The sequence below is a fragment of the Acinetobacter sp. UBA5984 genome, from assembly GCF_002429925.1.
GTDB classification, from domain to species: Bacteria; Pseudomonadota; Gammaproteobacteria; order Pseudomonadales; family Moraxellaceae; genus Acinetobacter; species Acinetobacter variabilis.
The window spans coordinates 1-14588 of record NZ_DJBE01000081.1 but is presented as its reverse complement, the minus strand read 5'-3'; the positions used below and the strand labels follow the sequence as shown (position 1 = coordinate 14588).

Below are 14588 nucleotides of genomic sequence, written 5' to 3'. Positions count from 1 at the left end.
TTTTTTGAGTTTTCAATATGAAAAAAACATTAAAAGTCGCTATTGGACAATATTCTACGGCTGGTAATAAAGATCAGAATCAGGATTTTTATGGCATCTTTTTACCAGAAGGTCATGTACTGAAGCAAAAAGGTATAGCTTGTGCGATTGCCGACGGGATCGGTAGTAGCAATGTCAGTCACATTGCCGCAGAAACAGCCGTTAGCAGTTTTCTCTCTGATTATTATTCGACTTCGGATGCCTGGAGCACTCAGACTTCAGCAGCACGGGTGATTCGTGCCACTAATTCATGGTTATATGCACAAACTCAACAAAGTCAGGGACGTTTCGATAAAGATCGGGGCTATGTCTGTACCTTATCCGCACTTATTTTAAAGCAGCATCAGGCGCATATTTTTCACGTCGGTGATAGTCGTATTTATCGAATCCGAGATGGTGAAATTGAATTATTAACCCATGATCATCGCGTCTGTCTGTCTTCGACAGAACATTATCTCAGTCGTGCCTTAGGCGTGGATTATCGTATTGAAATTGATTATCAAAGCCTTGAACTAAAAGAAAAAGATGTCTTTCTACTCATGACTGATGGGGTTTATGAGTTTGTTACAGACCAACAGTTATTAGATTTCACCTTAGCAGCAGATCACTTAAATCAGCTTGCCAAATTCCTGGTTGAACAGGCTTTAAAACAGGGCAGTGATGATAATTTAAGTCTTCAAGTGCTCCGTATTGAGCAGTTGCCTGAACCAGATCAGTTTTATATGCACCAGGATTATGTCTTTCCACCCCAGCTCAGCAAAGGTGAAGCATTTGAAGGCTATGCCATTGACAAAATCCTGCACCAAAATCACCGCAGTTGCCTGTATTTGGCACACGATCATGATCGGCAACCGCTAGTGATTAAAAGTCTGGCAGTAGATTTACAACAAGATGAACAGGCTGTTGAACAGTTTCAACTTGAAGACTGGGTTTCAAAGCGTCTTAAGCACGAAAATCTGCTGCAATGTTATACGCATCAATCAGAGAAAAAATATTTATTCCAGAGTTATGAATATTTGCAGGGAGAAACCTTAGATCGCTGGCTGCATCAACAGAAAAAGCCTTTGCAGATGGAAGATATTCTCCCTATTTTGCAGCAAACAGCATTGGCCTTAAATGCAATGCACCGACTGGAAATGTTGCATCAAGATGTACGTCCTGAAAATATCATGGTCTTAAACGTTGATAATACACTTAAAGTCAAACTGATTGATTATGGTTCAACTGCTGTACGAGGTTTAGTCGAAATTAATCCTAAACATGTGAATCGGCCACTTGGTACCTTGGCATTTATGGCACCTGAATATTTCATCGAACATTCACCATCCGTGCAGTCTGATCAATTTTCTTTGGCGGCAATGGCTTATTATTTACTGACTAAACAGCTTCCTTATGGTACAGATTTGGCTCGTTGTAATACGCTGAAGCAGCTGAAGAAAGTTCAATATCATTCCATTCAAAAATATCGGCCAGATTTACCACTTTGGTTAGACCATATTCTAAAAAAGGCACTGAGTATCGAGCCAATGTATCGTTATGAGGCATTGACTGAATTGATCCATGATCTGGAACACCCATCCAAGGAATTATTAAAATCCAAAGCCCCTACCATTATTGAACGTGATCCTTTACGTTTCTGGCAAATCAGTTGTGCTGTATTAGGACTTTTACTTTTATTAAGTATTGCATGGCCATTTGTTTAAAGGTTGGAGTGAATATAAGTAAAAAATTAGACCGTGTTCTATGCTTTGGACAGCTTGCCTCACTAGTATAGTTATGGCAATCAATCCACAACCAGAAACTACAAGAACTATATCATTACAACTTCAACCACCTTTTAAAATGGGAGAGATAAAAACAAAAAGCAAGGAACTACCATGACGGCTCAATTTCTCCTATCAGCCTTAAGTACCGTAATGATATTGGCATTTACCGGCTGTACAGTTTCATCCAAAACACCTGCAACAGATAGTTATGGCTCCCAGCCGTCTTTACCTGAACCAAAATCAAGACTGTTTCCGGTCGTCAACATTGCCCCTGCAAAAGGTTGGCCTGAAGGTGTCATGCCGACGCCAGCACCAGGTTTAAAAGTGCAAGCATTCGCACAAGGCCTTCAACACCCGCGCTGGTTATATGTATTGCCGAATGGAGATGTACTCGTAGCTGAAACTGATGCTCCACCTAAGCCTGAAGACAGTAAAGGGATTAAAGGTAAAATCATGAAAATGGTGATGAGAGGAGCAGGATCATCCTATCCAAGCGCCAACCGTATTAGCCTGCTGCGTGACAGTAATCAAGACGGCATTGCTGACCAGAAAACGGTATTTCTGCAAAATTTAAACTCGCCGTTTGGAATGACCTTAGTGGGTAATATGCTTTATGTCGCAAATACAGATGCTTTAGTGCGATTCTCTTATCAGCCAGGTATGACCCAGATCAAAGAAAAAGGAACTAATGTATTAGACTTGCCTGCAGGCCCTTTAAATCATCACTGGACGAAAAATGTTATTGCCAATCCTACAGGCACGAAGCTCTACATTACGGTAGGCTCCAATAGTAATGTGGCTGAAAATGGCATAGCTCAGGAAGAAGGACGCGCCCTGATCATGGAATTGGACCTTTCTACAGGTCAAGCCCGGCCGTTTGCTACAGGCCTGCGTAATCCCAATGGCATGGACTGGCAGCCTCAGAGTGGAGCCTTATGGACTGTAGTGAATGAGCGCGATGAGCTGGGTAATGATCTAGTTCCTGATTATATGACTTCGGTTAAAGATGGTGCTTTTTATGGCTGGCCTTATAGTTATTATGGCCAGCATGTAGATACACGAGTAAAACCACAAAAGCCTGAACTGGTCGCACAGGCAATTAAGCCAGATTATGCATTGGGGAATCATACTGCTTCTTTGGGACTAACATTTTATAAAGCCAATTTAATGCCTCAATATCGTGATGGAGCACTTATTGGCCAGCATGGTTCCTGGAACAGGAAACCTCATAGCGGTTATAAAGTTATTTTTGTGCCATTTCAAAATGGTCAGCCTTCTGGGCAGCCTCAAGATATTCTGACCGGATTTTTAAGCAAAAATGGAGATGCATTTGGCCGACCTGTGGGTGTGACTACAGATGACCAAGGTGCAATATTAGTTGCTGATGATGTAGGGAACGTGATTTGGCGAGTATCACCGAATCAATAAATAATTAGATACTAATAAAATAAAAGCCTTATAGTCTCTCCCAAAACTATAAGGCTTAGCGGCTGTAGTCTCTACTTTTATCACTTACCATCCCAGTAAGTTCGCTGTCTTTCGACTTTATTATCGTTGTAATGCGATTATTATCAGCTTTCCTTGCTGACTCTTTATGTGAAACATAATGTCAAAAATTGAGGAATCAGGATATAGAGTATTTACTCCAATCTATGTAAGCCAAAACTTACAAAAAAATAATATATTTATACAAAAGTTAACATTATGTGAATATTGTTATATTTTACAAAGGCTTTTGAAGATAAAAATCAGTCAATAGTAGTGTATAAATAATTACTTTCCAGTTATAAACAGCATTAAAATTAAAAGATATGATTTAAAAATCATCTTTTGCTTCAGGTTTGGCAGCTAGGGTTCCAGTTTATAGAAGATATTTATGAACACTTTAACTAAGGTAATTGATGGATCTGATTTCTCTGCCATATATGTGGTCGGGGATCTGCATGGTTGTTACAGCTTGCTCATGCAAGAACTGGAGAAAGTTCATTTTAATTTTGAGAAAGATCTACTGATTTGTACCGGAGATCTGGTCGATCGTGGTAATGAAAATCTAGAATGTGTTTCATTGGTTAATCAACCTTGGTTTTATTGCGTTCGCGGTAATCATGAGGAAATGTGTATTAAGGGCCGTGATGATGCATGGATTCAAGATATACATGCACAGAATGGCGGTGAGTGGTTCTATCTTTTATCTACCGAAAAACAGGATGAACTCAGTGAAATTTTTTCGGCACTTCCTTTGGCCATTGAACTAAACCTAAAACATAAAAAGATTGGCATTTTGCACGCAGATATTGCGCTAAATGACTGGAATGTATTTAAAAAGAAAATTGCAAAAGGTGAAAGTAGAATTCCAGGCTTAACTTCAGCATATACCAATGCACTTTGGGGTAGAGGGAGAATTCGCAATCATTCTTATCGCTATGGAACCGTTAAAAATATCGATGAGATCTATCTGGGTCATACGATTGTAAAAGAATATATCCAAATTGATAATTGCTACTATATCGATGTCGGTTCTTCTTATACGCAGAAGTTGTGTGTTGTTAAAATAAAAGATGCAAACTAGGTACTATTGCTAAGAACCAGCTGTAAAAATATATCAATAACTTCTACCTTTAAAATTAACTTGATAGCTTATTTTTACAAAAGTCGATCTACATTAATGTTTGAATGAGAAACTGTATTTTGTCCTATTTAATTTTAAGTAAGTATTCATACAAATAATTCGGCTATAGTGAATTTATCTCATCTTTGTTTTACGGCATCTGCGGTATGCAGCGTGACCGATACGCCACCGACATTGCTGGTCTGTATGAATCAGTCATCTCGATCACATGTGCATTTTATTGAGAACAAAATTTTGTCAGTGAACGTCTTAGGTCCACAGCACGAACAGATTTCCAATGCATTCGCATCCAGCAAATTCAGTTCTGAACGAAGATTTCAATTAGGTTCTTGGACACCGCTAAAAACAGGTTCACCTGTATTAGACGATGCATTAGTGAGTTTTGACTGTGAAATCGAGAATATCTAACAAGTAGGGATACACAGTATCTTGATGTGCCGAGTGGTTGCGATTCAACGGAGCGAACAGGATCAGAGCCTGGCATATTTTAATCGTACTTACCATTCGGTTGGACAGATAGAATTTGCGTGAATGAAAATGAGAAGGATGACCATAAAATAATGTGGATTTTCTCACTTTTAAGATTTGTATCGAATTTAACAAATCAAAAGCAATCGGTATTCACCCTCATTTTCAACTGGAGCCCGATGTACACATGGTAGAGCCTGTTGGGTGGGATGATCTACTGCCAATCGCCAAAGATGGCCTTGACCTAAATTGACAGGTTTGGCATCAGGCTTAGGTTGATAATGCAGATCAAAGAAATATTCTTCCAGAAAATCTTCAAATCCGGCTTCTGGGCCATCATATAATTCTTTCAGCTTTGCCCTGATTTCTGGAATCAGAATCTTTTGTTCCACCTGATCATTGGGCAAGATATCGCTTGCAGCGCCATGATAGGTACATAAGAAAGTATCTATTTCAATCGGTGAGCGGTCAACATGGAATGAATAGACATCTGTAGTAATGAAATCAAGCTCATTATCCCGTTCATAGCATTTGAGCAGATTGAGTGAAGGGGAAGCGCCGTAGTCAGTCAGTAGCTGTATATCTTCTAAGACAATCTTTCTTGCCAGATGACCGCTTTCTGACAGCTGGAGTGTCATAAGATCATCAATTGAAACTTCAGTTATATTTTCCTGTAAATGAAACTTACTCACGATCTCGGCAAAATCGCCCGCTAAATTCCTAGACCAGCAAATCGCATTCATCTCATCCTTAAAATGCGAATTAACAAGTTCAGAAAAGTTTGAAACTACACGAATTTTTTTATTGCCTGAAAATTGATTATGCATGCTTAAATGAAATGACTTATGAACTATGCCTAATATTACCCTTAGATTCCTCACAATAACTTTATGACCGCATAAAAAAAGAGATTTTAAAACCTAAAATCTCTTTCCTTTCATAGCCTCTTAATTTTCAGCTTGTGCTTTGGCTGCAATATTACTTTTATAGATAAAAAATAGTGCAACGGCTAATAGTGCAATTGCTGCTAGTCTGGAACCATCTAAATGAATCACCGGATTATTCAACCATCCGAAATGGTCGATGAGCAGACTCATTAATAACTGTCCACTAATGACGGCGACAGTGGTGGCAGCAGCCCCCAGTCTAGGCATGGCAAATACAATCGTGAGCATATAGGCTACGCCAAAAAATGCGCCTGTTAATTGCCATCTTGGGGCTGTGAATAAATTCAATGCATGGTTTGGTTCAAGAAAGAAAGCGATTAGAAAACTGACTAAAGCACCTAAAACAAAGGTCAGCCAAGAACTTTCTAATACGCCTACTTTAGCACCTAGACGACCATTAATTGAAGATTGAGCACATAAAACTGCTCCGCCAAAAATAACGACTAATAACATTATATAAATCATGGAGAAGCTTCCTTATTGAATAAGCCATAATGCAGCTAAAATAGCCACCAGCGCGCCAATACGATATTTATCTACAGCCCGTTTATGACTACCTAACAAACCCCAGTGATCAATAATAAGACTGGTCGCAACCTGGCCAAAAAGGATGCCCACCATGGTGAGGCCAACGCCAATATGAGGTGTTGCTATAGTTAAAGCTACTACATATATAGGGCCTAATATGCCACCAGTCAGTTGCCACCGTGGCTGCTTGAACATGAGAGAAAGTTTTGGACGGCTAAAGATCAGTCCGAAGGTTAAGAGCAGTGAGCCGATCGCGAAAATTCCCAAGGTTGCCCAGAAATGGCCAATTTCTTCCCCGAGTGGACCCAGTAAACCCGCTTCAACAGATAACCCCATACCTGCAAGAACGACTAATGGGAAAATCCACAACTGTTTCATATATGCTTTCCAAAGGAAGAAAGCACCGGATTATATTCTCTTATCTAAAAGCTACAATTCCGTAATTTTTCAAAACATAATTGCTATTATGACAATAATAAAATGATTAAATTAAATTCAGGGATAGATCAGGTATGCAACTCAATGCATTACGCTATTTTGTGATGGTAGCAACCACAGGCAGTTTTTCAGCCACAGCAAAGCATTTTCAGGTTCCATCTTCCTCAGTATCTCGTTTTATTTCCAAACTTGAACAGGAAATTGGACAGCAACTTTTTTATCGTAATACACGCTCTGTCCGGCTGACTGACATAGGAGAAAAGTACTTTGTGCAAATTAAGGAAGTGCTTGATACGCTAGATCTGGCCAATGAAGAAATTTCTGGTAGAAATGCGATCAGAGGATTAATTCGCATCAATACGGCGGTTGCACTGGGAAGGCTACATATATCGCGTATAGTGAATAACTTGCATGATAGCTTTCCAGATCTTTCAGTCGAGCTGATCTTGACGGATACTTTTATTGATCCTGTACAAGAAGGTGTAGACATTGCCATACGGATTGGCTCATTACAAGATTCAGCATTAATTGCACGCAAGGTCTGTGATCAACAATATGTGCTGTGTGCGAGTCCTGCATATCTTGAAAAACATGGAACTCCACATTCCCCATACGAGATTCAGAATCATCAGTGTCTGGTGTATAAGGGCGTTTCAGGAAGCCAACGTTGGTATTTCCGTCAGCAAGAGCATGACACTCCGCTTTTAATTGAGCCACAAGGGCCTTTAAGAAGCAATAATGCAGAAGTCCTGGTAGATGCGGCATTGGAAGGACGGGGGATTGTATTATTTCCAACCTGGATTTTTACGGAAGACTATTTCAAAACACATAAACTGGTTCAACTCCTTCCTGACTGGATCAGTACAGTGGAACCTTATTCTATAGGGATTCATCTGGTTTCTCCTGAAAACAGAATTCGTTCGCAAAAGGTTAGAACTGTGCTTGATTTTATTTTAAAAGAAATTGGAGATCCGCCGTACTGGGATAATATTCTTAAGCTATAAAGATTTTATGATTCAATTATAGGAAGCTTAATGGGCTTCTTAGTTATCTCGTTTTTGATCAAGAAGGATTCTAAAGTAGAGCTAAAATTAAAAGCATAAAATGGATGAATTTATACGATTTCAAATTTCTAACTTTAGATTTTATCTACACATCGCAATTGTAAAATTCTTAACTTTCCTTAAATGTATCCGCATTATTGTTATAAATCCAAAATTAAAATAAAAAAGCCTATCTCATTCGAAATAGGCTTTTTTACCTCTGAGGAATCTTCTCGCCATTTAATTCAGTTAAGAATGCTATGACTTAAAGACTAAGAATCATATTATGAGAATATGAATAGTTTTTCAAACATAATTTAAATTTTATTTGGTTAAATTATTACGAATGTCACTTGTGCTTGCAGGATGGTAAAGGAACTTATTTTCAATAATCTGTGCTTTCTCCTGAAGAATTTGTACTAATTTTTCCAAATTTACGAAATCAAATCTATTTTTTGAAGCTAATAAAGTAAGCGCTAAAGGTGGTTCTTTAAGAGAGAATTTAACTGGTACAGACAAACCGGCAACTTGAGGATCAAGTTCACCACTAGAATAATAATAACCCTGTTTTTTAATCTTTCTCATTTGTTCCAGAAAAGCGGTTTCATTCTGCACAAATCCCACTTCTGCAAATGCATCTGCATAACGTTGATAATAATCAAGCAAAGCTTGCTTCGGTAAATGTGCCATGATGACTTTTGACGATGAGCCTACATAGACAGGACGTGGACAACCGCGTCCAAATGAAAGCAGATGTGCATTTTTAAAGACTTCGTCATGTAAGTCGATACAAGAATCATAATTAAGATGAGTCAATATACAAGAGAATTCAGTCCGTTCGACGATTTCCTGCATAAAGGGAATGCTGATCTGTACCAAAGGATCAGTTTTTCTTGAAATATAATCCAGAACAGCAATTTTTGAACCCAGCGTATAATCACCGGATGTGCCACTGATTCGCTGTAAAAGTTCAGCCGATACTAATTCTTTTAAATAGCGATAACTGGTGGGTTTGGAGAGGTTTAATTCTTCACTGATGATATCTACATTAATCACTGAACGTGATAACGAAAATAGATCGAGAACAGTAAGAATTTTTCCAAAACTTGCTTGCGCCATAAAAAACCTGAAGTGCTGACCATTGAAAAAGGTTATGACTCACTTTAGCTTAAAAGAGGCTAGTAGAGGCAACTATTTACCTAAAATTCTCGAATCATGAGGATATAGGAAGAAAAGAGACAAATATTCAGCATAACGGCCTATGCAATGATAAAAAAATCATACTTATTCTCATATAGAGATATTTTTATTGACAATAAAGCGTTTATTTGAAAAAATTAATTAAGTAAATATCTAATGATGAATAATTAAGTAAAGTGTTATCTTTTGCTTTTTATATTTTCATCAGACAGTTTCAGTTTAATCAGCTGAATATTCTAATTTTATAGCCTTTCAACAAGTAAAAATTTTGTCACTGAGCTCTTTGGGCTTGGTGGGCAGGTTATTTACTTTAGAAAATAAAATAAGCTCTTAGAGAGAAATCATGCTGCTTATAAAATCTTTACTCGCATTTCGTCCAAATAAAATGGACTGGATTTTTGCGACTAAAACGTTTGTGGCTGGTATTTTGGCGCTCTACATTGCGTTGAGTTTGGATCTTGCTTATCCGATTTGGGCTATTGGCACAGTTTTCGTTATTGCCAATCCTTATACGGGTATGACCGCTTCAAAAAGTATCTATCGTGTACTAGGTACTTTATTAGGCGCAATTGTGGCAGTTGCAGTTACTCCTTGGCTAATCAATACACCGTGGTTGTTTACGCTGTTTTTATCCTGCTGGGTTGGCCTCTGCTTATATTTCTCTCTGCTTGATCGTACACCGCGCAGTTATATACTGATGCTGACTGGATATACGACTGTCATTATCTGCTTCAATATAATTTACTTTATTGATACTGCTTCATTATTTGACATGGCGGTAGGGCGTTTTCTGGAAATTACCATTGGCGTCGTTTGCAGTGCGATTGTGACAACGACGATATTTCCAATGCATATTGGCCCCGCAGTGAAAAGTCGTGTCAGTAAAACCTTAGTGGATACTCAGCAGATTTTTAATAAAATTCTATTAGAACCACGTCAAGACCAGAACTATACAAAAGCTTTAAGCCAATTAGCTGCAGATATTGCAGATATTCATGTCATGGCTGTGCATTTAAGCTATGAAAAGTCGGCTCTACAGGGAATGACCAAACCACTGCAGGAAATGCTGAACCAGATCACAATGCTGGTGAGTAATTTGGTGGCAATGTCAGAACGCGTGCAACAGTTAGACTTCATTGATACAGGATATCGCCAGTCATTAGCACATTTACATTCCAAAATTAATACATATCTAACTGATGAACATACATTAAAAGAGTCTGAACTGAATCAGCTTCCTGCTGATTTTGAAACAGATTTCCTGAAAATTTTTGAACATTCAAAAGATGATCAAATTGTAATATTGAAAAGCTTGAAAATGGATATCCGTCATTTCATTCAGAATATCCATGCAATTAAGTTGATCTGGCAGCGAATCCAACAAGGGGATACTTCACTGCCTGAAATGATTGTTCCACTTACTACGAACTATCCAACTCTGCATCGTGATCATGGTGTAGCAGTGCGGGGTGGGGTTTCTGCATGCCTCACTGTTTTTATTGCTACTGCCTTTTGGATCTTAAGCGGCTGGAAAGCTGGATTTATGCTGGCTGAAATGGCTGCAATTAGTGCATGTATATTAACGGCGCTGGATAATCCGGTGCCTGCATTAAAGCTGTTTATTCGTAGTAGCTTATATGCTTCGATCGTGATCTTCATATATGCCTATGGAATTTTTCCAAATATTATAGAGTTCTGGCAGTTAGCACTTGTACTTGCACCATTCTGCATATATTGCCTGATGCTTTTTTTGCATCCACCCTTGGTTGGAATTGGTTTGCCTTTGTTGATGGGTACGATCATGGGGCTGAATTTTCATAACCGTTATACCCTGGATCAAATTTCTTTCTTTGATGCAGCGATTGGTACAGTGATTGGGCCAATCATCGCTGTATTTATTATCCATATGATCCGTGCAATGTCTCCAGATATAACCGTACAGCGCATTTTGGCCATTCATAACCGAGCCATTCGTCAGGCACTGTATATTCCTTATGGGGTACGGTTCCGTATTCATTTACGTACGATGATTGACCGCATCGGGGTATTAAATACTAAAACAGTAGAATCTGAAGATCTAAAAAATAAAATCGATCAAGCACTCATTGAATCCAGCGCCGTCGTGGATCTGGCACGGTTACAAGAACTCATACTCAAGTTACCTGAACAGCAGCCTTTGACCCAGCAACTCGAAGATCTTCAAATACAGCTGGATGAATATTTTCGTGCCAAAGAAATTGGACAAAATTATGATGCTGCCTTCACACAGTTAATTAACAAAATACAGGCTTTGGAAGCAGATCTCATCATGCAGGAACATACAGATGTTGTAGAACGGCTGCATATTTCACTCAACAATATTCGTAGCAGCTTATGTCATATCAAGACACCGCCAAGATATGCAGGCGCAGGAGATTAATACATGGGAGAGCTGAATATCTATGGTGTGTATGTGCCGATTTTATTGATTCAAGCTGTGATTGCCTATGTACTGCTCAGAATCTTGATGAAGTGGCTAGACAGACTAGTCGCAAATGACTGGATCATCATGCCGAATATTTTCTATTTATGCACTTACGTACTTTTGCTGGGCGCCGTCCATTGGGCAGGCTTATTACTATGAGGTCTGATATTAAAATGATTGAGGAAAACCGTATATGACATCTGTCAATTTACGCAAATATTTGCGACCTGTACTTTTGACGGTAGTGGCTGTTCTCGCCATTTTAGTGATTCGACATATCTGGAATTATTATAATTCTGAGCCATGGACGAGGGACGGGCGTGTACGTGGTGATGTAATTCAGGTGTCATCAGATATTTCAGGCCTGGTCACAGAAGTCCTGGTGCAGGATAACCAGACCATCAAGAAAGGGCAGCCTTTATTTAAAATTGATGTTGAACGTCAAGAACTGGATGTTCAAGAAGCTCGTGCGGATCTTGCGAAAGCAAAAGCAGGTCTAGCGCAAGCTGAGGCTGAACTGGTGAATGCTAAAGCCAATGTCGTGAAATCCCAAGCAAATATTCATCTGGCAGACAAGAATGCAAGTCGTTATTCAAGCTTAATGGATGGTGCTATTTCAAAACAGGAACAGGATCAGATTTTTGCTGCACGGGATGAATCACATGCCGAGCATGAGCAGTCCTTAGCTGCAACCGAACAGGCCAAAGCGAATATCGAGCAGCAAAAAGCATTAATACAAGTCGCCGAGAATAACCTCAATCTTGCGCAACTTAATTTACATCGTTCAGAAGTTGTTGCCCCGGCAAATGGGACATTATCAAATTTTGAATTAAAAGAAGGGAACTATGTCAAAGTTGGCCAAGCAGTTGCCGCATTACTAGATCGCAAGCAGCTCTATGTAGTCGGTTATTTTGAAGAAACCAAACTGGATAAAATTTACGTGGGAGCACCAGCTACAATTCAGCTGATGGGTGATTCGCAAAAACTTAAGGGCCATGTGCAAGGTATTGCCTCGGGGATTGAAGATCGTGAGCGTACTGCTGGTTCAGGACTTTTAGCGAATGTGAATCCAACTTTTAGCTGGGTGCGTTTAGCCCAACGTGTCCCTGTTAAGATTATTCTGGATGAGTTACCAAAGAATGAACTTGCCTTCGTTGCAGGGCGAACAGCAACAGTACATATAGAAAAGCAAGAAAAATAAACTGACCTGTAATTCAATAACACAAGGTTCTTTACGAAAAGAGAGCCTTGTCATGAATCCTGATTTAAAAGATCAAATAGCTATATAAAAACAGTAATAATAAGAAGTATGTAATTTGACCATTAAATTACCTTGTCATTACATTTTTATTGACCATTCGTTCAAATTTTTATATTTTCGTATGGATCTTTTTAAGCAGGAGGAAATTTTTATTATGAATGATGTAAGGCTTTTATATGTAAGTAAGTTCAAAGATGAGAGATACTCTACTTCTGAACTTTATAATATTTTAACAGAAGCCTTAGAATTTAATGAGTTACACAAAATTTATGGCGCACTCTATTTTGGTAATAATTATTTTGTCCAGTGTCTGGAAGGTACTGAAGAAGATGTAAAAGACCTTTTCTACAATCGAATAGTCAAAGATCCACGCCATAAGAACTGTGAAATTCTCTCTTATGAAATAATCGACTCATATCTTTTCTCCAGTTGGCACATGAAGTATGCCAATGTCCATAATGATTTCATTGAGTTCTTTATCAAGAATCATCATGATGGATTTAATCCTTATCTCCTGGAACCAGACACTATTCCTGCTTTTATAGAATTACTCAGACAGCACGAAGATGATTTATACAAAGCTCAGGTGATGGCTTAGTCAGATTAAGATGTAACATGTGATATGTTATTTTAAAGAAATTGCTATATTACATGTTATATTTATAATTTTAAGTTTTTTAAATTTATAGAATAATTAAATTTTCAGTTTAAAAAAATAGAGATGGTTAACCATCTCTATTTCTAATGGATTTAAAATTCCGAGACAACTTAAATAAATTTCAGCACTTCAAGTCTCAGTATTTAAAATATTTCCTGATTACATATTTCTATTCTTGAAATAAAATCGAGAGGCATAGTTAGTCTTTCAGCAGTTATTGTTTCAAAATGAACCCAGATAGCTGCGTCTCTATTCTCAAAACTAATACTTACAAGCTTAACCAAGTCATAAGGTTCAACATTGTGAGTCAAGATAATATTATAAAAGTGATCTGAGCGTACGTAAGAGATAAGCATTTGATGAATAGCTACTTGTTCATCGCTACTTAGCTCACTATATTTACTTAGTTCAGGTAAATCATGTTGTCTGTTCACTTTAGTCCTTATCAATCTTCAAGTTTTTTATAGAGGACCAGAATTTTAACAATTTAGACAGGGCAGCATTTAGTTGTTTTGTATAAATAATTGAACTTTTTATGAATGATGCTGAACAACAATGCTAGCCAGATTAAAGCCCACACTATAATTAAAACTGTAACTATAAGAGCGTAGAAAACAATGTCTCAAATAAAAATTTATGCTTTAAATGAAACAATCGAAGTATATTGAATAAAGCTATCCATCAAGCTTTAATCAAAGAGCTAAGTTATCTCGAGGAAAATATTTTTCAACGATTTATACCTTTAGAGTCTGAAATTTTATTTATCCAAAGGATCGATCTAGATTTTATATCATTATCGAGGTTTCAATGTTTGAAGGAAGAACGAAGAGACCAAAAGAGTATTTATTTAGGCTTTTATTAAAAATATAAGTCATTTATGTGGGATTACATCTAATGATATTGAAATAACCATATTTGAAACTTTTAAAGAAAACTGGGGTATTTTAAGGAAAATTGCGGATGAGCTTCATCTAGGTTGTGAGATAAATATTTAATTGATTTATATAAAGAAAACCTTAAGACTAATCTCAATACCTACGTTTAACACGACTAGATGAAAAAGACATATCAACTAATTGGTGAGTGCTACATACAGAAATAGGCTATATGCATAATATTCTATTTAACATAATATACATTATACGAA

General features: G+C 37.8%; 13 protein-coding genes and 2 pseudogenes. 10 read left to right on the top strand and 5 right to left on the bottom strand.

The genetic code is table 11. The features are described from left to right. Nucleotides 1-17 precede the first annotated feature (17 nt). The 4 genes and pseudogenes from B3J29_RS13670 to B3J29_RS13655 all read left to right on the top strand — a co-directional run. Nucleotides 18-1742, top strand: coding sequence for a bifunctional protein-serine/threonine kinase/phosphatase (locus tag B3J29_RS13670; RefSeq protein ID WP_286965866.1), 1725 nt, complete (start codon nt 18-20; stop codon nt 1740-1742). 174 nt (nt 1743-1916) lie between these two features. Then, entirely contained in the window at nt 1917-3233 is a 1317-nt protein-coding gene (locus B3J29_RS13665; RefSeq protein ID WP_286965864.1) for a PQQ-dependent sugar dehydrogenase, read from the top strand. Between the two features lie 448 nt (nt 3234-3681). Next, a complete protein-coding gene (locus tag B3J29_RS13660; protein WP_286965862.1) occupies nt 3682-4374 on the top strand; it encodes a metallophosphoesterase in 693 nt (230 codons plus the stop codon). 189 nt (nt 4375-4563) lie between these two features. Beyond that, nucleotides 4564-4965: pseudogene (locus B3J29_RS13655) on the top strand (flavin reductase); the annotation flags it as partial. 65 nt (nt 4966-5030) lie between these two features. Here the strand turns inward: B3J29_RS13655 and B3J29_RS13650 are convergent. From B3J29_RS13650 to B3J29_RS13640, 3 genes are all read right to left on the bottom strand, one after another. Then, nucleotides 5031-5729 (bottom strand): DUF1826 domain-containing protein, encoded by a 699-nt coding sequence (locus B3J29_RS13650; protein ID WP_286965860.1) that lies wholly within the window; start codon nt 5727-5729, stop codon nt 5031-5033. Nucleotides 5730-5849: 120 nt separating this feature from the next. Then, nucleotides 5850-6314 (bottom strand): DMT family transporter, encoded by a 465-nt coding sequence (locus tag B3J29_RS13645; RefSeq protein WP_034170895.1) that lies wholly within the window; start codon nt 6312-6314, stop codon nt 5850-5852. Nucleotides 6315-6326: 12 nt separating this feature from the next. Further along, a complete protein-coding gene (locus B3J29_RS13640) occupies nt 6327-6755 on the bottom strand; it encodes a DMT family transporter (protein WP_004785781.1) in 429 nt (142 codons plus the stop codon). A 134-nt stretch (nt 6756-6889) separates the two neighbouring features. Between B3J29_RS13640 and B3J29_RS13635 the strand changes: the two genes are divergently transcribed. After that, a complete protein-coding gene (locus tag B3J29_RS13635; RefSeq protein WP_286965857.1) occupies nt 6890-7819 on the top strand; it encodes a LysR family transcriptional regulator in 930 nt (309 codons plus the stop codon). 363 nt (nt 7820-8182) lie between these two features. Here B3J29_RS13635 and B3J29_RS13630 read toward each other — a convergent pair whose 3' ends face one another. Then, nucleotides 8183-8977 carry an IclR family transcriptional regulator gene (locus B3J29_RS13630; protein ID WP_286965855.1) on the bottom strand — a complete coding sequence of 265 codons (795 nt, stop codon included), beginning with the start codon at nt 8975-8977 and terminating at the stop codon, nt 8183-8185. Between the two features lie 424 nt (nt 8978-9401). Here B3J29_RS13630 and B3J29_RS13625 point away from each other — a divergent pair, with 424 nt between their 5' ends. The 4 genes from B3J29_RS13625 to B3J29_RS13610 all read left to right on the top strand — a co-directional run bounded on the left by B3J29_RS13625 (nt 9402) and on the right by B3J29_RS13610 (nt 13381). Next, entirely contained in the window at nt 9402-11477 is a 2076-nt protein-coding gene (locus B3J29_RS13625; protein ID WP_286965853.1) for an FUSC family protein, read from the top strand. 3 nt (nt 11478-11480) lie between these two features. Then, nucleotides 11481-11681 carry a DUF1656 domain-containing protein gene (locus B3J29_RS13620; protein WP_005235637.1) on the top strand — a complete coding sequence of 67 codons (201 nt, stop codon included), beginning with the start codon at nt 11481-11483 and terminating at the stop codon, nt 11679-11681. Between the two features lie 34 nt (nt 11682-11715). Beyond that, nucleotides 11716-12723 (top strand): HlyD family secretion protein, encoded by a 1008-nt coding sequence (locus B3J29_RS13615; RefSeq protein ID WP_175967597.1) that lies wholly within the window; start codon nt 11716-11718, stop codon nt 12721-12723. A gap of 214 nt (nt 12724-12937) precedes the next feature. After that, nucleotides 12938-13381 (top strand): BLUF domain-containing protein, encoded by a 444-nt coding sequence (locus tag B3J29_RS13610; RefSeq protein ID WP_005235635.1) that lies wholly within the window; start codon nt 12938-12940, stop codon nt 13379-13381. A 203-nt stretch (nt 13382-13584) separates the two neighbouring features. Here B3J29_RS13610 and B3J29_RS13605 read toward each other — a convergent pair whose 3' ends face one another. Continuing rightward, a complete protein-coding gene (locus tag B3J29_RS13605; protein ID WP_004785797.1) occupies nt 13585-13875 on the bottom strand; it encodes a hypothetical protein in 291 nt (96 codons plus the stop codon). Between the two features lie 183 nt (nt 13876-14058). On the opposite strand from B3J29_RS13605, the pseudogene B3J29_RS13600 reads away from it, so the two are divergent. Beyond that, a pseudogene (locus B3J29_RS13600) lies at nt 14059-14436 on the top strand (tautomerase family protein). Nucleotides 14437-14588: the final 152 nt, after the last annotated feature.

Excerpts from the sequence above, each read along its gene's own strand:
- B3J29_RS13670 (WP_286965866.1), top strand. The coding sequence starts at position 18 with ATGAAAAAAACATTAAAAGTCGCTATTGGACAATATTCTACGGCTGGT.
- B3J29_RS13665 (WP_286965864.1), top strand. The coding sequence starts at position 1,917 with ATGACGGCTCAATTTCTCCTATCAGCCTTAAGTACCGTAATGATATTG.
- B3J29_RS13660 (WP_286965862.1), top strand. The coding sequence starts at position 3,682 with ATGAACACTTTAACTAAGGTAATTGATGGATCTGATTTCTCTGCCATA.
- B3J29_RS13650 (WP_286965860.1), bottom strand. The coding sequence starts at position 5,729 with ATGCATAATCAATTTTCAGGCAATAAAAAAATTCGTGTAGTTTCAAAC.
- B3J29_RS13645 (WP_034170895.1), bottom strand. The coding sequence starts at position 6,314 with ATGATTTATATAATGTTATTAGTCGTTATTTTTGGCGGAGCAGTTTTA.
- B3J29_RS13640 (WP_004785781.1), bottom strand. The coding sequence starts at position 6,755 with ATGAAACAGTTGTGGATTTTCCCATTAGTCGTTCTTGCAGGTATGGGG.
- B3J29_RS13635 (WP_286965857.1), top strand. The coding sequence starts at position 6,890 with ATGCAACTCAATGCATTACGCTATTTTGTGATGGTAGCAACCACAGGC.
- B3J29_RS13630 (WP_286965855.1), bottom strand. The coding sequence starts at position 8,977 with ATGGCGCAAGCAAGTTTTGGAAAAATTCTTACTGTTCTCGATCTATTT.
- B3J29_RS13625 (WP_286965853.1), top strand. The coding sequence starts at position 9,402 with ATGCTGCTTATAAAATCTTTACTCGCATTTCGTCCAAATAAAATGGAC.
- B3J29_RS13620 (WP_005235637.1), top strand. The coding sequence starts at position 11,481 with ATGGGAGAGCTGAATATCTATGGTGTGTATGTGCCGATTTTATTGATT.
- B3J29_RS13615 (WP_175967597.1), top strand. The coding sequence starts at position 11,716 with ATGACATCTGTCAATTTACGCAAATATTTGCGACCTGTACTTTTGACG.
- B3J29_RS13610 (WP_005235635.1), top strand. The coding sequence starts at position 12,938 with ATGAATGATGTAAGGCTTTTATATGTAAGTAAGTTCAAAGATGAGAGA.